Origin of the sequence: Fictibacillus sp. 26RED30, assembly GCF_015903845.1 — a bacterium.
In the GTDB taxonomy this organism is placed as follows: domain Bacteria; phylum Bacillota; class Bacilli; order Bacillales; family Fictibacillaceae; genus Fictibacillus; species Fictibacillus phosphorivorans.
In genome coordinates this window covers 2,002,330-2,024,378 of the sequence record NZ_JACZDV010000001.1, presented here as the reverse complement: position 1 = coordinate 2,024,378, position 22,049 = coordinate 2,002,330, and the positions used below count along the sequence as shown (strand labels likewise).

Below are 22,049 nucleotides of genomic sequence, written 5' to 3'. Positions count from 1 at the left end.
CGCTATAAAACGGAGTAACGAATCCAATAAAAAAACCCTCAGAATTAGAGGGTTATACGAGTGATTGATACGTATTCATAATTTTATTAACGTAGGAAATCGTTTCTTTAAAAGGGGGAATACCATTATATTTTGCTACGTTTCCAGGACCAGCATTATAAGCGGCAAGTGCAAGTTTCTGATTGCCATCATATTTATCAAGCATCATCTTTAAATATTTTGTTCCGGCTTCCACGTTTTGTATAGGGTCGAATGGGTTAGTAACTCCTAACGACCTTGCCGTTGCAGGCATCAGTTGCATCAGCCCTTGAGCACCTGCATGGCTTTCTGCAGTTGTTTTAAAATTAGATTCGTGTTTAATGACTGAACGAATAAGGTTAGGATCCACTTCAAATTTCCTAGCTGTGTTTTCAATCAGCTCATCTAGGTTTTTAGAAGGTATGCTTAACTTTTCACTTGTAGTCGGTAATGCTGGTGTTACTGGTAATGAGTAAGGTGTACTTGTATACGCAGTGAAAGGTTGAAGCGTTTGTCCAAAGTTGGGGTTAACATTAGTTTCCAGATCACTTGTTCCTCCAACATGTGAATAGGCTTCTTGCAACAATGCTGCAAAAGGACTTGCTGATGTATTTTTCATACTAGAGAAAGAAGAAGACGAAGCATTTACATTCAACTGCTGTAGTGCTTGAATTTCCATAAGTGCCTTATATGATTGAATATTCAAGAGATATCCTCCTAAATGGATTAACGTTTTACTTATTTCTACGGCTCTCATTAAAGAATCGAGCAATTTTGCTTTCTGTATCTCTAACAGGAATCTGTTTAATAGAAAGCAATTCATTAAAAGTATTTAGTCCACTAGTATAATCGGCAGATTCGTATTCTATTTCATAGTCGATTTTACCTAAATAATGATTTTCATCTAAAACAAGAAGGCCATCTTTATACGGAAACTCAACACGAAATGTAGTGAGCTCTCCTAAATATGTAATTTGCTTTACATCAATATTCATTTTACTAATTTGATCAGAGACTTCTCCTGAGGGCAGCGGTTCTCCTTTTAATAATTCTTCAAAAATATGATTAGAAACATTTTGGTGGGTTTCAAGAATATGTTTGTCTAATTTTTGTTTAAGCGTTAGCGTGTTTTCGTTATTTTTTGTTCGAACTCGTAAAGCACTTTTCTGGTGTTTAAGTTCAAAGTATTGGGTATCAAAATAATAGTTGGTCTGTTTATGAAAATCTTCTTGCTGAACATCAAACTCATCGATAAGTCTTAAGAATTCAAGCTGTGTTAGCAAATTCTTAAACTCAATTTCAATTTCTTGAGACACTTGGTTTATCCCCCTGTAGCTATACTTAAGTTAACTTATTATCTCATAGTGATTACTGCATCTCAATTTCTTATTAAACTCCTATTTTGTGTTACACTAAACAAGAAGAAACAGGAGGTTGTTAACATGATGCCACGACGATTGAATGTGCAGTCAACTGCATGGAATGAAAATAAGCTGATTTTGCTTGTTCAAAATGAGTCTAACAAAGGAATTTCTGACTGGAAAGACAGTGAAAGAATGCTGGTAGATTCTGATGGGTTAGCATTCATCTATGTTCTTGAGGATGAAGAAGGATTCATTTATATCTCAATTGATAATAATCATTGGAACGAAGTGAAGAGTGCACTCCAAAAAGATGCGGTTTTCGTTGTTCAAAATGAAAAGAGAGAAGAGCTTGAACTTACTGCTTTCTCTAGAGAAATGGACTTTTTGACAGACAATATACAAGGAAATGCCAATTATGGTCAACAGATGGAAGACGAAGTGATCAAGATTTTTGGAACTGAGGAAAAAGCCCAATGAGCATGGACTGGGAAGCGCTATTAATTCCGTACAAGCAAGCAGTTGATGAGCTTAAAATAAAATTTAGAGGTATGCGGGAGCAATTTGAAAAGTCAAATCAGCATTGTCCGATTGAGTTCGTTACGGGAAGAGTGAAACCCATTAAGTCAATCGTGAACAAAGCTTATCAAAAAAACATTCCCGATCTACATCTAGAAACGGAAATTCAAGATTTAGCGGGACTTCGAATCATGTGTCAGTTTACTGATGATATTAAGACAGTGATCAATCTTCTTAGGCAGCGCAATGATTTTACGATTGTTGAAGAACGCGACTATATTACACATAAAAAACCAAGCGGTTATCGTTCGTACCACATCGTTATTGAGTATCCCGTTCAAGTATTAGATGGAGAAAAGAAGATTCTTGTGGAAGTTCAAGTCCGCACACTGGCTATGAATTTTTGGGCTACAATCGAACATTCTATGAACTATAAGTACCAGGGACAAATTCCTGAAGATATCCGTCAAAGGTTGCAAAGAGCTGCAGAAGCTGCAAATAGACTAGATGAAGAGATGTCTCAGATCAAAGGGGAAATTCAAGAAGCTCAGCTTGTGTTTTTGGAACGCAATGATAAATCCAATGAAACTAATTTAGGATCATAAAGGATGGAGAGAGAATGAAATTTGCCATCGTATCAAAAGGAGATAACAAATCAAATATTTTAACGGAAAAAATCCGGGCATATTTGGAAGAATTTGAACTGGTTTATGAAGAAAAAGAACCAGAGATTGTAATAACAGTAGGTGGAGATGGAACTTTGCTTCATGCATTCCATCATTATGTGCATCGCATAGACAAGACTGCTTTTGTTGGTGTTCATACCGGTCACCTTGGCTTTTTTGCAGACTGGCTGCCTGAAGAGGTGGAAAAGCTCGTTATACATATCGCAAAAACACCTTTTCAAATTGTTGAATATCCATTACTTGAAGTTACAGTAAGATATATTGATGGTTTAGATGAAAAAAGATATTTAGCTGTTAACGAATGTACGGTGAAAAGTGTTGAAGGATCCCTCGTTATGGATGTTGAGATCAAAGGAGAAAAATTTGAAACGTTCAGAGGCGATGGTCTTTGTATTTCAACTCCTTCAGGAAGTACGGCTTACAATAAAGCATTAGGTGGAGCGATCATCCACCCGTCTCTTGCATCTATTCAATTATCAGAAATGGCATCTATCAACAATCGTGTATTCCGAACGATAGGCTCGCCGCTCGTTCTTCCGCAGCATCATACTTGTATATTGAAACCAGTAAACGATGTAGATTTTCATATAACGATTGACCATCGATTCTTAGTTCAGAAAAAAGTGAAGTCGATACAATATCGAGTAGCTGAAGAGAAAATTCGTTTTGCTCGTTTTCGTCCTTTTCCATTCTGGAAAAGAGTTAAAGAATCATTCGTCGGAGATTAATATGAATAAATTTACAATTACATGGTATGTGCAAAATGAAGAAGCTCCCACTCTTTTACGGGAGTATTTAAAAAACAAACAGATTTCCAAAGCAGCGCTGACCGATATTAAGTTTCACGGCGGCGCTCTTTTTGTTAACAAAAAAGAAGTAACAGTCAGAACCGCTCTTAATGGTGGTGATGAGGTCACAGTATGGTTTCCTCCAGAAACAAAAAGCTCTTCAATGGAAGCGGAAGATATACCATTAGACATTATTTTTGAAGATCAACATTTTATTGCTGTTCATAAACCAGCTGGAATGCCAACGATTCCTTCGCGTTATCAGCCAAACGGGTCACTAGCTTCAGCCGTTTTATACTATTATCAGCAACATGATATCCCGGGTACATTTCATGCGGTAAACCGCTTAGACAAAGATACATCAGGTATTGTATTAATAGCGAAACACCGATTCGCCCATTCGCTCATGTCTAAACAGCAAAAAGATAAAGTGATAAAGAGGGAATATATTGCATTTGTTCACGGAGAGTTAAAGGATGAAAGAGGAACGGTGGATCGTCCAATCGCAAGAAATCCAGAGAGTATTATTGAAAGAATGGTAAGTGGAGATGGCCAGCGATCAATCACTCATTATGAAACAATAGATTATGTGGAAGGAACAAACTTTACCGTTGTCTCATTACGATTAGAAACAGGCAGAACACACCAAATCAGAGTACATATGTCTTCAATCGGTCACCCTCTACTTGGAGATGACTTATATGGTGGTTCATTAGAACTGATTCAACGACAGGCTTTACATAGTGAGAAAACCTCATTTATCCATCCATTTTCAGAGAAGCTCATTACGTTAAAAGCTGATTTACCTTTAGACATGAAAAATCTATGGAATCAATGATAAATACGCGCTAAAACGTTAAAAGAGGAGTGTTGCCCATAGGCTCGGCACTCCTCTTTTTTAATCGTGAAAAGACCGAAACTTTTCAGGAACATATGGCATGGCTGACGGTACGCTAATTGTCTCCATTTCAGGATAACGAAGGGCGCTAAGCTTACCACCGAAGACGCATCCTGTATCTATATTCCACGTATTTTGAATATGACGCACTTCTTCAACAGGTGTATGTCCATAAACGATGGTGATTTTTCCAGAGTGATTTCTTGCCCAATCTCTTCTTACGGGGGTTCCATCAGGGTTTGACTTCCCTGTTATATCTCCATATAGAACGAATGTTTTTACTTTATCATGAGTTTGGCCAACATAATCTTCTCGTATTCCTGCATGAGCAACGACTAACTTACCGTGATCGAGATGCAGATAAAGAGGAGCACTTTCGTAAAGGGTACAAAAATGATCTCTGACTTTTTGTCTTTCAACAGGATTGAGCGCGTTAAGTTCTGCAACAGTTGTTTCGAGTCCATGTTTAATCTGAACGTTGCGTCCTAAAAAGTATCGATACAGCTTGTTACAATGATTGCCTGGTGAGTATAGGGCTAGATCATTTTGTACAAGTTCATATACATGTTCCATTACTTTTATTGATTCTGGGCCACGATCCATCAAGTCACCTAAAAATACGAGTTTTCGGTTGTCTTTATGTACAGGAAGGTTGTTATTCCATTGGTATCCCAGCTTCGTTACAAGTTCTTCGTATTCCTTAAAACATCCATGAATGTCACCGATAATATCATATTTCATGTCCATCACCTCATAAACATTAGGATACTTCAAAGTCAAAAGAAAAACACCTGATAAATATCAGGTGCTATTCAAACATATATTTAGTCGTTCTCGATCGAACGTTTAATACGAGCCCAAAGGCAATCATGTATGCGAGTATCGAACTTCCTCCATAACTGATGAACGGTAGGGGAATACCTGTGATCGGCATAACTTGAATGTTCATTCCAATGTTCTGGAACACTTGGAAAGTAAGCATACCAATTACTCCTGCACATAAGTAACTTCCAAAAGCTTCATTACTCTCAAGAGCGGTATTGATCATTCTGTAAACCATCAAGAAGAATAGAGAAATAACGATACTTGTTCCGAAGAAACCAAATTCTTCACCGATGATCGAGAAAATAAAATCAGTTTGTGCTTCTGGCAAATAAACAGAACCTTCTGTGAAACCTTTTCCAAAAAGCATTCCGCTGCCGATCGCGAGTAGTGCGTTTCTTGTATGATATCCCGCATCTTTATGTTCATACGGTTCCAGCCAAGCGTAGAAGCGATTAAGCTGATACTGATCGAGAATATGATCCACAAAAAATTGTGGAAAGGTAAAATATATCCAAACTAGGATTGATATGAACAAGATAAAGGAAAGAATAAGGATAACAATAATTCTCCATCTAATTCCGGATACTAATAAAAGACTTCCTGTGATCGCCATAAATACAAGACTCGTACCTAGGTCAGGCTGCATAAGGACAAGCAGTGTAGGGAAACCAGCAATTAACGCAATTTTACCAAGCAATAACAGGTCTTCATGCAATGTGCGAACAATATACTTTTCATTGTGAGTAGCAATTGTATTGGCGATGGCTATGACTAGAGCCACTTTTACAAGTTCTGAAGGCTGCAAGGCGAAAGGACCAAATCTGTACCAGCTCTGCGCACCATTGATATTTGGAACGATGCTCTCAGGAGCGACTAGAATACCAAGCAGTAACAGGATACCGAACCCATATACGTACCAAGATAATTTTCTAAACTGATCAAAATCTAATACCATAACACCGACTACAGCAATTCCACCGATAACGTACCAAACGAGCTGCTTTATGACGAAGTTGCTGCCGTATTGATCCATCATCTGCGCGCTATAGATGGCAACACAGCTCGTGATGACCATTAAGAACAAAAGAAACAAAAGATTGTAATCGAGTTGCTGCCATGGTGACTTGTGGTTATTCTGCATGTGGATCGACTCCTTAAAGTAAAACAATAACATGTATTATCTTACCTAAAAATAAAGTGTTTGCAAATCATTTTGAGTATAATCGTTTGACATTTCTTTTTCTGCTTTACTATAGTAAACCAATAATATAAAGAAACGACGGAGGTTTTATGGAAGAACATGCATCGTTTACTTCATTAGTATTAGTCATTCTTACAGCATTTTTCGTTCCTATTCTGCTAAACAAATTTAGGCTGCGAGTAATACCTGTTGTTGTAGCGGAAATCATTGTAGGTATTATTCTAGGAAAGAGCGGCTTGGATGTCGTCCATTCTGACGCATGGCTTGAAATCTTATCCGTACTCGGCTTTATTTTCTTAATGTTTTTAAGTGGTCTAGAAATTGATTTTAGTATCTTTGCAGGCGAGTCCAATTCTAAGAAAAAGAAAGCAGAGAAGAAAGAACCGAATCGTTTATTCGTTTCAAGCATCATTTTTCTTTTCATACTGATCCTGTCATACGGATTATCTCTTCTTTTTGTTTGGGGTGGCTTTACAGAAAGTGCGTTCTTTATGACGCTTGTTATCTCAACCATCTCACTAGGAGTAGTTGTCCCAACATTAAAAGAAGAAAAGTTATCAAAGACAACCATTGGTCAAATCATCTTATTAGTTGCGGTAATTGCTGATCTTGTAACCATGATTTTACTTGCTCTCTTTGTTTCAATGGAATCAGGAGATCCAAGCAGAATGTGGCTGTTACTTATCCTTTTTGCCGCAGGAGTTCTATTATATTTTGTCGGGAAACAAATGAGACATAGATCATTTCTCGACACGATGTCAAAAGGAACGATACAGCTAGATACACGGGCTGTCTTTACTTTAATCATCGTTTTGGTCGGACTTTCTGAATCGGTTGGGGCAGAGAACATATTAGGAGCTTTCTTAGCTGGGGTTCTCGTTTCTCTACTTTCACCCAATAAACAACTGGTTCATAAACTCGATTCTTTTGGATATGGATTTCTAATTCCTATCTTTTTTGTAATGGTAGGGGTTGAACTGGATATTCGTTCGATATTTGCTGATCCTAAAGCATTAGCACTGATACCGTTATTATTGATCGCGTTGCTTATTTCTAAGTTTTTGCCTATTTTGTACCTTCGAAAGTGGTATGACTGGAAAACGGTAACGGCTGCAGGGTTCTTATTAACTTCTACACTGTCGCTGGTGATCGCTGCTGCTAAAATTGGAGAACGAATCAATGTAATTGATGCTCGAACATCATCAGCATTAATCTTAACGGCTGTTATTAGCGCAATCATTACACCTATATTCTTTAAAAAACTGTTTCCGAAAAAAGAGGAAGCGGAAGCGGGTAAAGAACAACTTGTATTTGTTGGTGCCAATCAATTTACACTGCCGTTAACGACAGAGCTTGATCAAACTCGTTTTGAATATCGACTATATCACACGAAACAAGAAGAAAAAGACCAAAAACAACTGGATAGCTTTAAAATACAAGAGCTTGATGATTACGAAACGACAACATTAATGCAGGCAAATGTTTTTGATACAGATATTATTGTATTAGCAACAGGAAGCGATGAAACAAATGAAAACCTTGCTCTGATTGCAAAAGAGGAAGGGGTGGAACGAGTTGTTGCTCGTATTGAGGATCCACTAAAGAGGGATGCACTTAAAGACAAAGGGATTGAAGTATACTCTGTTTACTTTTCTTCTCAAGTGTTACTAAAAGCGTTAATAGAAAATCCTGCGGTAGTGGATATCCTTACAACTTCAGATAATAGTCTGAATGAAATTCTTGTCGAAAACAGTGCTTACCACAGAACAGCTTTAAGAAACTTTCCTTTTCTTGGGGATAGCATTATCGTTCGTATCTACCGAGGAAAAGAGTCAATCGTTCCGCACGGTGACACCGAGATTTTATTAGGAGATAAAATGGTTGTGACGGGAAGTAAGCAACAAGTGCTGCAGATGAGACAAATATTAGGTTAACTCAAAAAGCACTGACTTTTAGAAAGTCAGTGCTTTTTGGTTGCCTATAAAAAGATAAGTCCTAAATTACTATAAAAATGAGCATGCTAAGCGTAACGATAAAATATAGGGAGTTGAAATGATATGATGCCAGTTGTTCATTGTCCAAAATGCGGAAAAGAACATGCTCTTAATGGAGAAGTCTTAATCGCTCAATCGAATCAAAATGTGATCTATCGCTGTGATTCATGCGGTTTTGAAGTGAAAGATATTCAGACGAGTAAAGGTTAATAGTGTAAATCCTCTCTACTTCTGTTATACTAATTAGGACTTGGTACTAATAACAATTACTAATAAATAAAATGAACAGATTGATGGGGAGGAAGCTTTATATGTATCAGCTATCATTAGAAAACAAAACGTTTGTCGTAATGGGTGTTGCAAATAAGAGAAGTATTGCTTGGGGAATTGCACAATCTCTTTCAAACGCAGGTGCCCGCCTAGTATTTACATATGCAGGCGAAAGATTAGAGAAGAATGTTCGAGATCTAGCAGAGTCACTAGGAAGAAATGATTCAATCGTCCTTCCTTGTGATATTACAAATGATGAAGAAATTAAGAAGACTTTTGCTACATTAAAAGAAGAAGTTGGCGTAATCCATGGACTCGCTCATTGTATCGCTTTTGCCAACACAGAAGAATTAAAAGGTGAGTACTTGAACACAACGCGTGAAGGTTTTCTTCTTGCTCATAATATTTCATCGTATTCATTGACTGCTGTAGTAAAAGAAGCTCGACCTCTTATGACAGAAGGCGGAAGCATCGTAACGTTAACGTATCTTGGAGGAGAAAGAGTAGTTTCCAACTACAACGTTATGGGTGTGGCAAAAGCTTCACTAGACGCCAGTGTAAAGTATCTAGCAAGTGATGTTGGGAAAGACGGAATTCGCGTTAACGCTATTTCAGCAGGACCGATCCGTACCCTTGCTGCAAAAGGAATCGGAGACTTTAACTCTGTACTAAAAGAGATCGAAGAAAAATCTCCTCTCCGCAAAGCAAATACGCAGGAAGAAGTAGGAGATGCAGCTTTGTTCTTGATGAGTGATTTGGCTCGCGGGATTACGGGTGAGATTCTTCACGTAGATAGTGGATACAACACGATTGCGAGATAATTAAATTGATAAAAAACCCCTTCGAAGGCTCACAATGGGCTCCGTAGGGGTTTTTTTGACGTTTTACCTTGCTCTCAATGGGAAGGTAAACCGTTTGGTAATTGCAGTCTCTATTAACCTAGAGCTCCTGCGCCGTTTCCGTTAGTAGTTTGTGGTACGCATACGATACCACAAATGCAGCGACAGTCGATTACAAACGTTTGGTTTAACGCAGTCGTTGCATCCAAGTAAGAGAATACTGCACAGCTGCTGTCTTCGTCAAAACGAACTAATGTAAAGATAGTAGGTGTAGTTTCTCCACCAAGAGAAAGAGGTGTAGAAGCACCTTTCAATACGATTAGAAGTCGTTGCTGAGCAGCCATGCTGCAGAAATTACCGTTTGTGTTTGCGATGTTATTTAACAACTCACATACACAAGACTTGTTTCTTGACCGTGATCCACCTGCAGCTTCTCCATTTCCGCCACAGCAAGATCCTTTAAATAGGCTAGACATTAAATTGCCTCCTTATAGATTAGATACATGTACCTGACCGTTTCATCAGGGTTAATATACTATATTAAAGCAGGCTAGTATTTGCATGAGACATGTACCTAGTTAATGCCCAATCTTCTATAAATAGGTCTTAGCCCTTTCTTATAAACTTTCAAAATTTCCGCGCTTTACTAGTCGATTCATCTATGCACAAGTTGTAATATTTCATATCTATATATAAAGCTAGTACAAATTTTAGCTGGCTTGTTTTATTCCTGAAGGGAGAAAGATTTATATGGCGATTTTTGGAACACAAAACTTAAGAGCAAGATTGATTCAAGCTGCGAGAGCTGCGACATCATTAGATCTTGTCTATGTACTAGACCCGCAATTTGCAGATGGTTTACCAAACTTAGCGAATGTAACTGTAGTTGAAGTTCAAGCTGATTTCATTGTTTTAGCGCAAGGTGCAGCTCGTTTCTTAGTACCAATTGACAAGATTGTAACAATTGACGATCCAGCAGTTTAATATCTATCTATAGTAAAGGGGGGTGCTGACTTTGGCATTACTTTTAAGAAATCGTTTAGAGCTTTATTTAGCGGCAAACACTGTATTCACGCAAGTATATACGCGTTGTGAAGAGACGAATTTGTTTGGTGTAACTATTTCTGAAATTCAAACAGACCATGTTGTATTCGTTGGAGCTGGTTCTGGTGCAGCAGGAACGTTTATTATCCGTACGAACGATATCGTTGGATTAGAAATATAAGTGTTTTAGACTCCATGATTTCATGGAGTCTTTTATTCTTAAAAAGGAGCTTTAGAGTTCATTGAAAGTATTATTTATTTCGAAAGACACAAGTCAATTTATTGAAAAGAGCAGTCATTACTTAATGGAAGAAATGAAAAAAAGTATTGATGTAGAAATATGGAACCAAGATGCATCTATACAGTATATTCTTTCTCATGTGCAATCGAAACCGGATTTTATTTTATTTAATGATATTCATAAACATTATAGTCCGATCATTCATGGCATTGATAAGTTAGATATTCCTTCTGGGATGATTGTTCATGATCTACACTATAAACCAAAGTATCGGAGCAAATTGATGCAAAACTCTTGTTTTAAAATTCTTCTTCCACATTATAAAGAGGCATTCTTAAAGCTTTTTCCATCGTGTGAACAAAGCATGTACTGGTTTCCACATCATGTAAACGAAGAGGTATTTAAAGATCATGAATTAGTTAAAAATATCGATGTGCTAATGGTTGGTGCGGAATTTGAACATTTATATCCAATGCGAAGTGCTATGCTCAAGGAACTAAATATGATGAAAGGTTTCAAAACATATCGGCATCCAGGTTATCGTCAAATCGGAATTAATGAAAAAGATATTATTACAGGCATCGGATATGCAAAAGAAATTAACCGTTCCAAAATATTTGTAACCTGTCATTCGATCTTTAAATATCCTTTACTAAAGTATTTTGAAGTCCTAGCATGCAACACACTACTATTAGCACCAGGTTCAAAAGAACTTTCCGAACTTGGATTTATAGATAATGAAACTTTTGTTGAAATCGATAAAAATAATTATAAAGAAAAGATAAATTATTATTTAATGAATGAAAATGAAAGAAAAAGAATTGCTTTGAACGGATACAAGCTTATTCATTCAAGGCATACTACTAAAATTAGAGCAAACGAACTAATCAATCAGATTAAAATTGTGATAGATAGGAGTAGGTGAATATGGAAAAAATTTCTATTGTAATCCCGTTTTTTAACTGTCCTTTTGTTACTAATGCAATTGAAAGTGCTATAAATCAGACACATTCTAATATAGAAATAATTTTAGTTGATGATGGATCTTTTCTACACAAGGATAATTTAATAGAATACAAAGATAAGGTAACTATTATTACTAAAAAAAATGGTGGTACTGCGAGTGCTTTAAACGCGGGTCTAGAAGCTGCAACTGGAGAATATTTCTGCTGGCTGAGTTCCGATGATGTTTTCCTTCCCAATAAAGTGGCATTACAGCTAGAGTATATGAAAGAAGTAGGGGCATGCATAAGCAGTACCAATTTTAGGCTGATAAATGAAAAAAATGAGGTGACGAGTGCTACACTAGGTTTTGATACAACTGATTATTTATCGTTTCTAAAGGTAATGAGAAGAGGTTGTGTAATTAATGGCTGTACAGTGATGATGAAAATGGATCTCATTAAAAGCATTGGATACTTTGATGAGCAATTACCCCATACACAGGACTATGATTTATGGCTGAGAGTTATTAGTTCGGATAAGAAATTTTATCATTTAAATCAACCGTTGACCCACTATCGAGTCCATAAAAACATGGGATCGCTCATTCACCAAAGAACTATCAAACGTGAAGTCAAACATGTATCTCTCAAGCACAGAATTGCTATAAACCAAATCATAATTAACCATTTACAAATAAAATAAAAAGCCATAATGGCTTTTTTATTTTAATATATTTATGAATTCTCTAGCATACGTATCCAAGTTAAAAATATTTAAATGGTTGTATGCTTGATTAATGATTCCTACTCTTACTTCAGCATTATCAACAAGTTCCAATGCCTCTGGAATGGCTGTAGCTATTCTTTCATTCGTATAAAATTTCCCCGTTGAATTATGAGTTATGAATGCCTTTACACCATCTGAATCAGAAGAGAGTACAGGGCATCTGCAGCTCATCGCCTCAATGACTGCGTACCCGAATCCTTCTACTTTAGAAGTGGATAATAAGAATCCTCCAGAATCCCCGATCATGGAAAAGAAGTTGGCCATCTGTTTATGAGGGATGTTCGCATGCAGCTTTAATGAAGTGCTTAACCCCATCTGAGTCACCAGTCTATTAAACTTCATTCGCTCCTTTTGATCGCCTAGTGTATCGTCTATGAACATCCAAAATTGAGTGTCAGGTCTATGCTTTAAGAAGCGAAAGGAAAACTCTAAATAATCTTTCCAATTTTTATTCTCTTCAATTCTCCCAACCCAGCCAACGATCGGAAAGCTCGGTTTTTCCATTGAAACATAACAAAATTCATCTTTATCAAAACAATTATGAAAGCAATATTTAGGTGTGGAAGGATAGTAGGCATGAATCAAGTTGATTAGATGAGGTGTATTTGGAAAAAGGATTCCGTTAGAATATGTTTCCACGTTCGGCTTTGCCTGAAGCAGAATTTTTTCAGCGTTTTGGTAACTACCTAACCCTTGCACCTCATATATAAGTTTACCTGCAAACCCAAGCTTTCTTATACGCTGAAGTAAGTTAATGTCTGAGCAAACGAAGATGGCATCAAAGTCATCCATTATTATTCTTTTAATCTCTTCATCATTATTTGTGATATAAGTAGTAATCTCAGAAATGTTCTGCATGCCTGTACCATTCTGAAGGTAGAGAAGATGACAGTCGATGCCGTGGTTCTTAAGGGCTTTACAGCGTTGACGGTTCAATGTTTCCATGCCGCCGCTAGGTAAATAAAAAACAAACAAAATTTTAGCTGTGATCATACGGTAGCTCCTTTTAAATTCTATAAGCCATTGTATGAATTCATAGAAAAGATGTTCTAAACACTCACTCTGAAGGGGTGCCTTTTTTTGTTTGTACAGGGTAGGGGTCTAGTCCACATTGGGAATACAATCATAGTTTAATATAAAGTATTAATTTTAATTATGGAAGGAGAGTTTCATTGAAAATAGTAACTATTCTTGGAACACGTCCGGAGATCATACGGCTAAGTTTGATCATCAAAAAACTAGATCAATTAGCAGATCAACATGTTTTGATTCACACAGGTCAAAACTTCACACCTTCATTAAATGACGTGTTTTTCCAAGAGTTTCAACTTAGAAAGCCAGACTATATTTTAATGAGACAACAATTTTCTTTCGGAAATCAAATTGCACATCTGTTTTCAGAGCTGGAGAAAATATTGTTACACGAGAAGCCGGATAAAGTTTTGGTTCTAGGTGATACGAACAGTGCTCTTTCTTCAATCGTTACAGAAAGGTTGAACATACCAGTTGTTCATATGGAAGCGGGTAACAGATGTTTTGACCTAAATGTACCAGAAGAGAAAAACAGAAAAGTAATTGACGCCATCTCTACCTTTAATCTGCCATATACAAAATACAGCAGAGAAAACTTAATAAGAGAAGGTGTTCCTGTTAACCGAATCATGGTTTCAGGTAACCCGATCTATGAAGTGTTAACTCAATTTGCAGAACAGATTGATAATAGCAGAATTCTAGAAAAATTAAATGTTTCAAAAGGAAAGTATATGTTAGTCACAGCCCATCGTGCTGAAAACGTGGACAATCACGTTCATTTAAAAGAGATATTGACAGGTTTAAATTTAGTTGCAGAACATTTTAAAATGCCGATCATCTGCTCTATCCACCCACGCACAAAGTCAAGGATTCTAGAAAGCAGCACAGTACAGATGAACCCATTCGTACAATTTCATGAACCATTTGGATTCTTTGATTTCGTAAAGTTAGAAAAGCACGCATTTTGTGCACTAACAGATAGCGGAACCGTTCAAGAGGAATGTTGTTTATTTCAAGTGCCGACTGTAACGATGAGAAATAGTACCGAGCGGCCAGAAACCGTTGAGTGCGGCAGCAATTGTGTATCGGGTGTTTCAGCAGAACAGATTTTGGCTTCAGTAAAAGTAATGACAAATCAAAAGAAGCAATGGTCCATTCCCGAAGGCTATGGAGATTTAGATGTTTCAGATCGAGTCGTAAAGTTTATTTTAGGAGGAAATAGTATTGTTTAATAAAAGAATTTTAATTACGGGGGGAACGGGGTCTTGGGGTCATGAGCTAGTCAAACAGCTTCTGCCAAAAGAACCGAAAGAAATAATCGTTCTCTCGCGTAATGAAGCAAGTCAAGTAGCTATGCAAAGACAGTTTGATTATAATCCCAAGCTTACCTTTATGATTGGTGATATCAGAGATAAAGATTCCTTGATGAGAGCGAGCGAAGGCATAGATTATATCTATCATCTTGCAGCATTAAAGCATGTGCCGATCTGTGAGCTTCAACCTTATGAAGCACTAAAAAGTAATATTCAAGGAACACAAAATGTAATCGAAACAGCCATTCATCATAAGGTGACGAAAGTGATCTATATTTCAACTGACAAAGCAGCGAACCCTTCTAATCTTTACGGAATGACGAAAGCGATCGGTGAAAAGTTAATCATTCATGCAAACCTTTTGAGCAAACATACAAGATTTGTATGTGTAAGAGGTGGGAATGTTTTAGGTACGAATGGCAGCGTTATTCACGTGTTTAAAAGTCAGATTAAGAACAAAGGACAAGTGGGCATTACTGACTTTGAGATGACACGTTTCTTCTTAACTTTAGAAGAAGCGATCAGTCTATTATTTAAAGCCACTTATGAAAGTGTAGGTGGTGAGATCTTTGTTATGAAGATGCCTACGTGCAAGATTACAGATCTAGCACAAGTTCTTATTGATGCTTCAGGAGAAAAAGGGGTAAAGATGATCGAACTTGGAAAACGTCCAGGAGAGAAGCTTCATGAAATCCTGTTATCTGAATATGAAAGTACAACGACAGTCCTTTTTGATAATGAATACTTTGTAATTCTACCTACTATTGATATAGATGGATTGAATGAACACTATGCATCTTTCGATAAAGTAGAGCTTGAAAGTTATAGTTCTGAGACGGATTTAATGACGAAAAAAGAGATTCATCAGATGCTCGTTGAAGGTGGATTTCTGTCTTGAAGATCATGATTTTAGGGGCGAATGGGATGGCTGGTCATATGATCGCCTCCTATTTCAAAACAAAGACAACACATGAGCTCCTTCTGACTTCTAGAGATGGAACGGAGGGCCATATCCAGCTGGATGCAACGAATCTAACGCAGATTGCAGAAGTTGTTCAGCATCATAAACCAGATCTTATTATTAATGGCATCGGTCTATTAAACGAATATGCTGCCATCCATCAAAGAGACGCAATCCTTGTAAATAGCTTACTTCCACACGAATTAGCTAAACAACTCAATGGGTATGGAGGCAAGTTGATCCACATTAGTACAGATTGCGTGTTTAGTGGACATCAAGGTAATTACAATGAAGAATCGGTACCAGATGGATTATCGATGTATGCTAAAACTAAACAGCTTGGAGAAATAAAAACAGAACCTCATCTAACGATTCGAACATCTATTATTGGTCCCGAGTTAAAAAATGGTATCGGCCTTTTTAATTGGTTTATTCAGCAAAAGGGAATCATTAAAGGTTTTACTCATGTGAAATGGAACGGTGTTACAACATTAGAACTTGCTAAATTTATTGATCATACCACCACTAATCCAATAACAGGTCTTTATCATTTAACCGCTCCAGAAGTTCTTTCAAAGTATGAACTTTTAAAGATTATCAAGGATATCTATCAGAAGGATGATGTTGAAATTTACCCGCATACCGAGCCACGATTAGATCGAACACTCTTTAACACAAGGACAGATTCTACATTTAAGGTCGCATCTTATGAAAAACAGGTACAAGATTTAAAAGATTGGTTGAAATGAAAAAAAAGATCGTAATAACAGGTGCAACTGGATTTACAGGGCTTCATGCCTGTCAGTACTTTGTGGATAAAGGATATGAAGTAATAGGCATTTCAAGAAGTTCCTTTTCTATTTCGAAGGTGCATGCAGAAACATGTGATCTTTTAAACAAAGCAAGTATTTCGGAAATCCTAAACAAGCATAAACCAAACTTCTGCCTTCATTTGGCAGGTGTGAATTCTGTACCTCATTCATGGGAAGACCCGATCTCGACGATTGAAGCAAATGTTCTAGGAACACTTTATTTACTTGAAGCTATTCGTTCATCAGTCCCATCGTGCCGAACAGTAATTGTTACCTCAGCACTTTCGGGAAAGGATCATCCGTATGGAGTGAGTAAACAGCTTCAACAAAACCTAGTGATGGACTGGACGCATCTGTTTGATCTTCAAGTTATGGTAGCAAAACCATGTAATTTAATCGGACCAGGCACATCACCTGGTTTCGTTTCTTTTTTAGCAAAGCGTATTATCCACAGGGAGAATACTGGTGATGTAAGTGCTATTAATATCAGTCATCTTGGAAACAAGCGAGAGTTCTTAGATGTAAGAGATGCGATATCTGCTTATGAAGTTCTGTTGAAGAAAGGCCATCATAATAAGACCTACGAAATAGGATCAGGAAAGATGACAACACTGTTAGAGATAGCTGATATCTTTCAAACGTTTACGAAAGAAAAACTGACTTTGTTAGAGACAGCCGCTTCTCCAGAAAAAAGTCCCAATGTCATGGATTCAAAACTCTTACAAGAACTCCATTGGCAGAAAAAATACCCATTAGAAATTTCGATACAGCAAACTCTTACATTTTACAGATCAATCAGGTAATGTAACAAGTTAATACACTAAAAAAGCGTCCCTCATTCATGGGGACGCTCTATTTATTTCATTCGCTTATGGTATAGAGCCATATTCATCCAATGTGTATTTCCAGGTTTAATATGCTGGCTATAAAAGTGAGTCTCAACTTGATTGTTTGAGACGCCACTCAAACTTTTATGAAGAGATCTTAATCGATACAAAACGGCGTATGGTTGAATGGTTTCGTTTAACGAGGATTTACCATACCGAGTACCTCTAATAATTGCTCCTGAAGTCAAACGTCCTCGACGGTCGTACCAAATTTTATGATTCGTTACCAACAGATCTGTTTCTGACGGTAAGGATTCCATTTTTAACACCATCTGCTCTAGCGCTTGTGGATCAAGCCAGTCTTCACCTGTCATAAAAAGAACATACTCTCCAATGCAATAATCAAGAGCAATTTCAATGGTTTCCGCTTTTCCGCGATGATTTAGCAATAATGGAATCATTCTAAAGTCGTGTGTTCTATGAATTGAATCAGGAGTGAAATCGGTCGAACCATCATCCACAATAACAATCTGAAAATCGCTCAACGTTTGTTGAAGAATGCTGTTCAATGCAAGATCGATTGTTTTCACATGATTGTGTGAATAGAGGACAACACTTACTTTTGGTACCTTTCCGAGACTTTTTTGTATATCGATACTGCTAGCCATACTTTCCATCGTCAGCTGTTCGGGTGGGATGTTTGTTGTAAGTGCAAATCGTCCATTAAAACGATATTCCATAATATATTCCCGGAGCAGTACAAAATCGCCATGCTGAAGCAAACGAATCCAAAAATCATGGTCTTGTACGTTAGGGAAATCTACCCGATAGCCTCCAGCTTTTGAAAAAGCTTCACTCGTAAACATGAAAGATGCTCCAATAAAACAATTCTGGAAAATTTCTTCTCGTTTCCTCGTCATAAAATGCTCAACATATTCGTACCATGCTTTTGTATAAGTGATCGGTGTACCATGTTGATCAATCCGCCTATAAAATGAATACACCAATACGGTTTCCTTTGGAGCTTGATCCATCGTATCGACTAACCGCTCTAAAAAGTTTGGATCATGTCTGTTATCACTTGAGATCCATGTCAGATAAGGACAATCTTTAACAAGTTCAAAGCCCTCATTTAAAGTAGGAGAAATTCCAAGATTCACCTTTCGATCAACGATCTCATATGGAATGGTTAAAAGTTTACTAGCTTCTTTTATTGCGGTGACCGTTTCATCATTAGGTCCGTCAAGAACGATTACAAGTTTATAATCACGAAAAGTTTGTCTTTCCATCGATTGTATACATTCAAAAATATACTCCCTTTCCTGGTGATATACAGGGAGTACTACGCCTACTTTCACTAAAGTTCCTCCTAAGTTCAATTACTCTATGATTTAATGTCATAGTGCGATACAAGCATTCTATTCATTTATACAAGAATGGGACTGGTTATTTTGGTAAATAAATTTTCTGTTTAGACTGCTTCTAAAATAAATGATGTCTACATGCTGAAGTGCTCTTGAATGTAGTTGTTTTCCGTTTCAGGAGTCTCGCACCTTACACGTCAATCAACTTATCAGGGAAGTACAAAAATTAAGGCGTAATGAGAAATTTCATTTGTAGTGTAAATGATTTTACTCACAGAACTTGTCTAACCTTCATACACTAGTAATGATTAGCAATGGCTAATGAATGAATAGTTGAGGTGAAATCGATGCTCCTTCTTCCTCATGGTGGAAGTTTAGTCAATCGACAGTTTACTAACGTCGATTACAATCAAAACCTAATTAAAATTGAGTTAGATCCAATCAGTTTATCTGATTTAGAATGTCTTGCTAACGGTGCATTTAGTCCTCTTGATTCTTTTATGAACAAAGGAGAATACGAAGCTGTAGTACGTCATATGAGGCTAACTAACGGACTTCCTTGGAGTGTTCCAATAACGTTACCTGTTACTGAAGACAAAGCTAAACAATTAAAAAAACAACATGAAGCTTTACTGAAATATGAAAATATGATTTATGGAAAAATAGAAATCACAGATATCTTCAAACCTGACAAACTTCTAGAATTTAGGCATGTCTATCGTACGGAGGATCAAACGCATCCAGGGGTACGCAATGTGATGAATAGAGGAAGCTGGTACGTAGGGGGAAAAGTTACTTTGGTGAACAAACCTCCTCGAAAAGTTGGTTCATCTTATTATTTAGACCCTAAAGAGACAAGGGAACAATTTAATAAGAATGGTTGGGAAAAAATCGTTGGTTTCCAAACGAGAAATCCCATTCATCGTGCACACGAATATTTACAAAAAACAGCGCTTGAACAGATGGACGGGCTTTTATTACATCCTTTAGTAGGGGAGACAAAACAAGATGACATACCTGCAGAAGTTAGGATGGAGTCTTATGAAACGCTTCTCCAACATTATTACCCGAAAAATCGTGTCCTGTTGAGTGCGTTTCCTGGATCGATGAGATATGCGGGTCCACGTGAGGCGATCTTTCATTCCATCATAAGAAAGAATTATGGATGCAGCCACATTATAATAGGAAGAGATCATGCTGGTGTCGGAAATTTTTATGGTCCTTATGATGCGCAGCATATTTTTGCAGAGTTTGATCTGGAGGAGATAGGAATAACACCTATATTCTTCGAGAATAGTTTTTATTGCACGAAATGTGGAGCTATGGCCACGATTAAAACGTGTCCACATGACGAAATGGACAGACTTACTTTATCAGGAACGAAAGTAAGAGAAATGCTAAAAAATAACGAGCCGATTCCAACTAATTTTAGCAGGAGTGAAGTCATTTCAATATTACGGAATTATTATGCTAAATAAAAAGGTATGGAGGCTAAAGATTTGAGTCAAGAAGATAAGAATATAACATGGCAACAGCATAATGTGACCAAGGAAATGAGACAGAAACTTCATGGTCATAAGAGCTTTGTGCTTTGGTTTACAGGTCTATCGGGTTCTGGAAAATCAACGATAGCTTCCGAAGTTGAGAAAATGTTATACCAAAGACAGTACAGTACCATGTTGCTTGATGGAGATAATGTAAGACACGGATTAAATCGAGATCTAACTTTCTCAAAAGAAGCAAGAACAGAAAACATCAGGAGAGTCGGAGAAGTTACAAAGTTATTTGTAGAAGGCGGATCGATTGTTTTAGTTGCAGCTATTTCTCCTATTGCTGCAGATCGAGATGCTGTTAGAAGTTTGTTGTCGAGAGAAGAATTTGTTGAAGTCTATATAGATTGCAGTCTTATAGAATGTGAGAAACGAGATCCAAAAGGGCTATATAAGAAGGTAAGAGAAGGATTGATTACTAATTTTACGGGTATCTCTGATCCGTATGAAGCACCAGTTTCTCCTGAAATTACTGTAAAAACAGATCACCTGGAAGTAAAAGAATGTGCCGAACAAATCATAAAATATTTGGAGGTAAATCAATATATTTCTTAAAGGCAAAAGCTGCACCCTAGGGTGACAGCTTTTTAGTTAGATTTATTAGGTTTCCATGTTACTTTGCCGCAAGAACTGCAGCCTTTTTTTACAGGGGGGTTAATTAGAGATTGGTTCTTCCCTGCATTGTTCAGTTTCTTTGTTTTGATCTCAGCATAAAGCTTTTGTAAATCCTCTTTATTCACTTCTAATCTCTCCTCTTAATTGAATATCTTGGCGCAATGCCATTATATTCTCAATCTGAGGACGGGGTGTTCTTATTTGGTTGAAATGGACGAATGACTGAAGTTCTCTTTGATTCAGCAGTATTCTTATTAAAAGGTTGGATCGTTTTTTCAGTAGGGCTGTTTGATTTAAAAGGACTGATTGGACTTGCATTTCTTGATAAAACTTTACTTTGCTCATAGGGTTTTGGAATCTGGTTGGTGATGAGCGAACCAGCAGATGAAAAGGGTCGAATTTGGGGAACAGTTGCTTTTGGTGCATCTAATCTTCTATTAACAGGCTTTTGTTCATTTGCCTCATAAAAAAGATCTTCCCTCTTGTTTTGTACAGGAGAAGAAGGGGAGGACTTTAGCTTAACTTCTACATTTGGTCTTTCTTCAATTTCTTCCTTTACCGGAATTTGAACAGCTGCAAAATGTGAATTAATAGGCTTTAAGATTTTGTTTGCGCATGAAAAGAAAGTTGCTTCTGATACAGATGAAAGAGATTCAAATGAAACACGTAAAAAGGTTTGTATGACTAAATAGCTGATCCACTCTACAATCTGCTCTTCATATGAAGGTTGAACAGCTAAGAAGAGAGGTCCATCTTTTCTTTTTAATGTTATTCCTTTGTGTATGCCGGCTTGAACGGGCAACCTGAACGAGGGAGAAGGATTTAGATAATACAGTTGCTTTTCAGGTGTATTCAGAGCAAGTGGCATTGGATGACCACTATGGAAATCCACATAAAAACGATGGTCACATTTTACATGATCATCTGTTGTAACTCTAATTCCTGTATGGCTTAAAAGCTTATCAAGTTCTTTAACTCTCTTTTGTGATAGCCCTTGTATACCAAACATAAATGTAGAAAGAGCTCCTGTAATGGTTTCTCCGTCCTCGGAGATCTGCAATCCCCAATAAGGCAATAAAAGACATAAAGCCTCATATTCTATGGATGATAACTCACATACCTTCTGATCTTGATACCAGATTGGTCTCATGATAGCTTCC

General features: G+C 37.2%; 26 protein-coding genes. 17 read left to right on the top strand and 9 right to left on the bottom strand.

What is annotated here, in order from left to right:
* Positions 1–52 precede the first annotated feature (52 nt).
* Both IHV11_RS10355 and IHV11_RS10350 read right to left on the bottom strand, forming a co-directional pair.
* Positions 53–724, bottom strand: coding sequence for a lytic transglycosylase domain-containing protein (locus IHV11_RS10355; protein ID WP_231620223.1), 672 nt, complete (start codon positions 722–724; stop codon positions 53–55).
* A 28-nt stretch (positions 725–752) separates the two neighbouring features.
* Entirely contained in the window at positions 753–1,334 is a 582-nt protein-coding gene (locus IHV11_RS10350; RefSeq protein WP_197194548.1) for a CYTH domain-containing protein, read from the bottom strand.
* A gap of 126 nt (positions 1,335–1,460) precedes the next feature.
* On the opposite strand from IHV11_RS10350, the gene IHV11_RS10345 reads away from it, so the two are divergent.
* Genes IHV11_RS10345 through IHV11_RS10330 form a run of 4 tightly spaced genes read left to right on the top strand, consistent with a single transcriptional unit; the run spans position 1,461 to position 4,210 of the window.
* On the top strand, positions 1,461–1,859 hold the full coding sequence (locus tag IHV11_RS10345; RefSeq protein WP_197194547.1) for a hypothetical protein: 399 nt from the start codon (positions 1,461–1,463) through the stop codon (positions 1,857–1,859).
* Positions 1,856–2,503: a GTP pyrophosphokinase gene (locus IHV11_RS10340; protein ID WP_305069356.1), complete on the top strand. Its 648-nt coding sequence runs from the start codon at positions 1,856–1,858 to the stop codon at positions 2,501–2,503. The genes IHV11_RS10345 and IHV11_RS10340 overlap by 4 nt, the downstream gene beginning before the upstream one ends.
* A 14-nt stretch (positions 2,504–2,517) precedes the next feature.
* Positions 2,518–3,312 carry an NAD kinase gene (locus IHV11_RS10335; RefSeq protein ID WP_191754855.1) on the top strand — a complete coding sequence of 265 codons (795 nt, stop codon included), beginning with the start codon at positions 2,518–2,520 and terminating at the stop codon, positions 3,310–3,312.
* Between the two features lies 1 nt (position 3,313).
* The gene (locus IHV11_RS10330) at positions 3,314–4,210 is read left to right on the top strand and encodes an RluA family pseudouridine synthase (RefSeq protein WP_197194546.1); all 897 of its coding nucleotides are present in this window, start codon (positions 3,314–3,316) and stop codon (positions 4,208–4,210) included.
* 60 nt (positions 4,211–4,270) lie between these two features.
* On the opposite strand, the gene prpE is transcribed toward IHV11_RS10330, so the two are convergent.
* The gene (prpE, locus tag IHV11_RS10325) at positions 4,271–5,011 is read right to left on the bottom strand and encodes a bis(5'-nucleosyl)-tetraphosphatase PrpE (RefSeq protein ID WP_197191261.1); all 741 of its coding nucleotides are present in this window, start codon (positions 5,009–5,011) and stop codon (positions 4,271–4,273) included.
* A gap of 67 nt (positions 5,012–5,078) precedes the next feature.
* Positions 5,079–6,236, bottom strand: coding sequence for an FtsW/RodA/SpoVE family cell cycle protein (locus IHV11_RS10320; RefSeq protein ID WP_197127546.1), 1,158 nt, complete (start codon positions 6,234–6,236; stop codon positions 5,079–5,081).
* Positions 6,237–6,385: 149 nt separating this feature from the next.
* Between IHV11_RS10320 and IHV11_RS10315 the strand changes: the two genes are divergently transcribed.
* From IHV11_RS10315 to fabI, 3 genes are all read left to right on the top strand, one after another.
* Complete coding sequence (locus IHV11_RS10315; RefSeq protein WP_197194545.1) at positions 6,386–8,230, top strand: monovalent cation:proton antiporter family protein; 1,845 nt, start codon at positions 6,386–6,388, stop codon at positions 8,228–8,230.
* 123 nt (positions 8,231–8,353) lie between these two features.
* Positions 8,354–8,500: a hypothetical protein gene (locus IHV11_RS10310; RefSeq protein WP_197127548.1), complete on the top strand. Its 147-nt coding sequence runs from the start codon at positions 8,354–8,356 to the stop codon at positions 8,498–8,500.
* A gap of 101 nt (positions 8,501–8,601) precedes the next feature.
* Positions 8,602–9,381, top strand: a complete 780-nt coding sequence (fabI, locus tag IHV11_RS10305) for an enoyl-ACP reductase FabI (RefSeq protein ID WP_066393169.1) — start codon at positions 8,602–8,604, stop codon at positions 9,379–9,381.
* Between the two features lie 113 nt (positions 9,382–9,494).
* On the opposite strand, the gene IHV11_RS10300 is transcribed toward fabI, so the two are convergent.
* A complete protein-coding gene (locus IHV11_RS10300) occupies positions 9,495–9,875 on the bottom strand; it encodes a hypothetical protein (RefSeq protein ID WP_197194544.1) in 381 nt (126 codons plus the stop codon).
* Positions 9,876–10,149: 274 nt separating this feature from the next.
* Here IHV11_RS10300 and IHV11_RS10295 point away from each other — a divergent pair, with 274 nt between their 5' ends.
* From IHV11_RS10295 to IHV11_RS10280, 4 genes are all read left to right on the top strand, one after another.
* Entirely contained in the window at positions 10,150–10,383 is a 234-nt protein-coding gene (locus IHV11_RS10295; protein WP_197194543.1) for a hypothetical protein, read from the top strand.
* A 31-nt stretch (positions 10,384–10,414) separates the two neighbouring features.
* Positions 10,415–10,624, top strand: coding sequence for a hypothetical protein (locus IHV11_RS10290; protein ID WP_197194542.1), 210 nt, complete (start codon positions 10,415–10,417; stop codon positions 10,622–10,624).
* Positions 10,625–10,685: 61 nt separating this feature from the next.
* On the top strand, positions 10,686–11,609 hold the full coding sequence (locus tag IHV11_RS10285) for a glycosyltransferase (RefSeq protein WP_197194541.1): 924 nt from the start codon (positions 10,686–10,688) through the stop codon (positions 11,607–11,609).
* Between the two features lie 2 nt (positions 11,610–11,611).
* Entirely contained in the window at positions 11,612–12,331 is a 720-nt protein-coding gene (locus tag IHV11_RS10280) for a glycosyltransferase (RefSeq protein WP_197194540.1), read from the top strand.
* An 18-nt stretch (positions 12,332–12,349) separates the two neighbouring features.
* On the opposite strand, the gene IHV11_RS10275 is transcribed toward IHV11_RS10280, so the two are convergent.
* Complete coding sequence (locus tag IHV11_RS10275) at positions 12,350–13,408, bottom strand: glycosyltransferase family 4 protein (protein ID WP_197194539.1); 1,059 nt, start codon at positions 13,406–13,408, stop codon at positions 12,350–12,352.
* A 179-nt stretch (positions 13,409–13,587) separates the two neighbouring features.
* Here IHV11_RS10275 and wecB point away from each other — a divergent pair, with 179 nt between their 5' ends.
* Genes wecB through IHV11_RS10255 form a run of 4 tightly spaced genes read left to right on the top strand, consistent with a single transcriptional unit; the run spans position 13,588 to position 17,336 of the window.
* Entirely contained in the window at positions 13,588–14,679 is a 1,092-nt protein-coding gene (wecB, locus tag IHV11_RS10270; protein WP_197194538.1) for a non-hydrolyzing UDP-N-acetylglucosamine 2-epimerase, read from the top strand.
* Complete coding sequence (locus tag IHV11_RS10265; protein WP_197127556.1) at positions 14,672–15,658, top strand: polysaccharide biosynthesis protein; 987 nt, start codon at positions 14,672–14,674, stop codon at positions 15,656–15,658. Before wecB ends, IHV11_RS10265 begins: the two co-directional genes overlap by 8 nt.
* A gap of 5 nt (positions 15,659–15,663) precedes the next feature.
* Positions 15,664–16,470, top strand: a complete 807-nt coding sequence (locus IHV11_RS10260) for a dTDP-4-dehydrorhamnose reductase family protein (protein WP_370568669.1) — start codon at positions 15,664–15,666, stop codon at positions 16,468–16,470.
* Positions 16,467–17,336 (top strand): NAD-dependent epimerase/dehydratase family protein, encoded by an 870-nt coding sequence (locus tag IHV11_RS10255; RefSeq protein ID WP_197194536.1) that lies wholly within the window; start codon positions 16,467–16,469, stop codon positions 17,334–17,336. The genes IHV11_RS10260 and IHV11_RS10255 overlap by 4 nt, the downstream gene beginning before the upstream one ends.
* 53 nt (positions 17,337–17,389) lie before the next feature.
* Here IHV11_RS10255 and IHV11_RS10250 read toward each other — a convergent pair whose 3' ends face one another.
* Complete coding sequence (locus IHV11_RS10250; protein ID WP_197194535.1) at positions 17,390–18,718, bottom strand: glycosyltransferase family 2 protein; 1,329 nt, start codon at positions 18,716–18,718, stop codon at positions 17,390–17,392.
* Between the two features lie 353 nt (positions 18,719–19,071).
* Here IHV11_RS10250 and sat point away from each other — a divergent pair, with 353 nt between their 5' ends.
* The gene (sat, locus tag IHV11_RS10245; protein WP_197194534.1) at positions 19,072–20,202 is read left to right on the top strand and encodes a sulfate adenylyltransferase; all 1,131 of its coding nucleotides are present in this window, start codon (positions 19,072–19,074) and stop codon (positions 20,200–20,202) included.
* A 21-nt stretch (positions 20,203–20,223) separates the two neighbouring features.
* Positions 20,224–20,829 carry an adenylyl-sulfate kinase gene (gene cysC / locus IHV11_RS10240; RefSeq protein WP_255547336.1) on the top strand — a complete coding sequence of 202 codons (606 nt, stop codon included), beginning with the start codon at positions 20,224–20,226 and terminating at the stop codon, positions 20,827–20,829.
* Between the two features lie 32 nt (positions 20,830–20,861).
* On the opposite strand, the gene IHV11_RS10235 is transcribed toward cysC, so the two are convergent.
* Positions 20,862–21,014 carry a hypothetical protein gene (locus IHV11_RS10235; protein ID WP_153238649.1) on the bottom strand — a complete coding sequence of 51 codons (153 nt, stop codon included), beginning with the start codon at positions 21,012–21,014 and terminating at the stop codon, positions 20,862–20,864.
* A gap of 50 nt (positions 21,015–21,064) precedes the next feature.
* The gene (locus tag IHV11_RS10230; RefSeq protein WP_197194532.1) at positions 21,065–22,039 is read right to left on the bottom strand and encodes a hypothetical protein; all 975 of its coding nucleotides are present in this window, start codon (positions 22,037–22,039) and stop codon (positions 21,065–21,067) included.
* Between the last annotated feature and the right edge of the window lie 10 nt (positions 22,040–22,049).

Excerpts from the sequence above, each read along its gene's own strand:
- IHV11_RS10345 (WP_197194547.1), top strand. The coding sequence starts at position 1,461 with ATGATGCCACGACGATTGAATGTGCAGTCAACTGCATGGAATGAAAAT.
- IHV11_RS10340 (WP_305069356.1), top strand. The coding sequence starts at position 1,856 with ATGAGCATGGACTGGGAAGCGCTATTAATTCCGTACAAGCAAGCAGTT.
- IHV11_RS10335 (WP_191754855.1), top strand. The coding sequence starts at position 2,518 with ATGAAATTTGCCATCGTATCAAAAGGAGATAACAAATCAAATATTTTA.
- IHV11_RS10330 (WP_197194546.1), top strand. The coding sequence starts at position 3,314 with ATGAATAAATTTACAATTACATGGTATGTGCAAAATGAAGAAGCTCCC.
- prpE (WP_197191261.1), bottom strand. The coding sequence starts at position 5,011 with ATGAAATATGATATTATCGGTGACATTCATGGATGTTTTAAGGAATAC.
- IHV11_RS10320 (WP_197127546.1), bottom strand. The coding sequence starts at position 6,236 with ATGCAGAATAACCACAAGTCACCATGGCAGCAACTCGATTACAATCTT.
- IHV11_RS10315 (WP_197194545.1), top strand. The coding sequence starts at position 6,386 with ATGGAAGAACATGCATCGTTTACTTCATTAGTATTAGTCATTCTTACA.
- IHV11_RS10310 (WP_197127548.1), top strand. The coding sequence starts at position 8,354 with ATGATGCCAGTTGTTCATTGTCCAAAATGCGGAAAAGAACATGCTCTT.
- fabI (WP_066393169.1), top strand. The coding sequence starts at position 8,602 with ATGTATCAGCTATCATTAGAAAACAAAACGTTTGTCGTAATGGGTGTT.
- IHV11_RS10300 (WP_197194544.1), bottom strand. The coding sequence starts at position 9,875 with ATGTCTAGCCTATTTAAAGGATCTTGCTGTGGCGGAAATGGAGAAGCT.
- IHV11_RS10295 (WP_197194543.1), top strand. The coding sequence starts at position 10,150 with ATGGCGATTTTTGGAACACAAAACTTAAGAGCAAGATTGATTCAAGCT.
- IHV11_RS10280 (WP_197194540.1), top strand. The coding sequence starts at position 11,612 with ATGGAAAAAATTTCTATTGTAATCCCGTTTTTTAACTGTCCTTTTGTT.
- IHV11_RS10275 (WP_197194539.1), bottom strand. The coding sequence starts at position 13,408 with ATGATCACAGCTAAAATTTTGTTTGTTTTTTATTTACCTAGCGGCGGC.
- IHV11_RS10260 (WP_370568669.1), top strand. The coding sequence starts at position 15,664 with ATGATTTTAGGGGCGAATGGGATGGCTGGTCATATGATCGCCTCCTAT.
- IHV11_RS10255 (WP_197194536.1), top strand. The coding sequence starts at position 16,467 with ATGAAAAAAAAGATCGTAATAACAGGTGCAACTGGATTTACAGGGCTT.
- sat (WP_197194534.1), top strand. The coding sequence starts at position 19,072 with ATGCTCCTTCTTCCTCATGGTGGAAGTTTAGTCAATCGACAGTTTACT.
- IHV11_RS10230 (WP_197194532.1), bottom strand. The coding sequence starts at position 22,039 with ATGAGACCAATCTGGTATCAAGATCAGAAGGTATGTGAGTTATCATCC.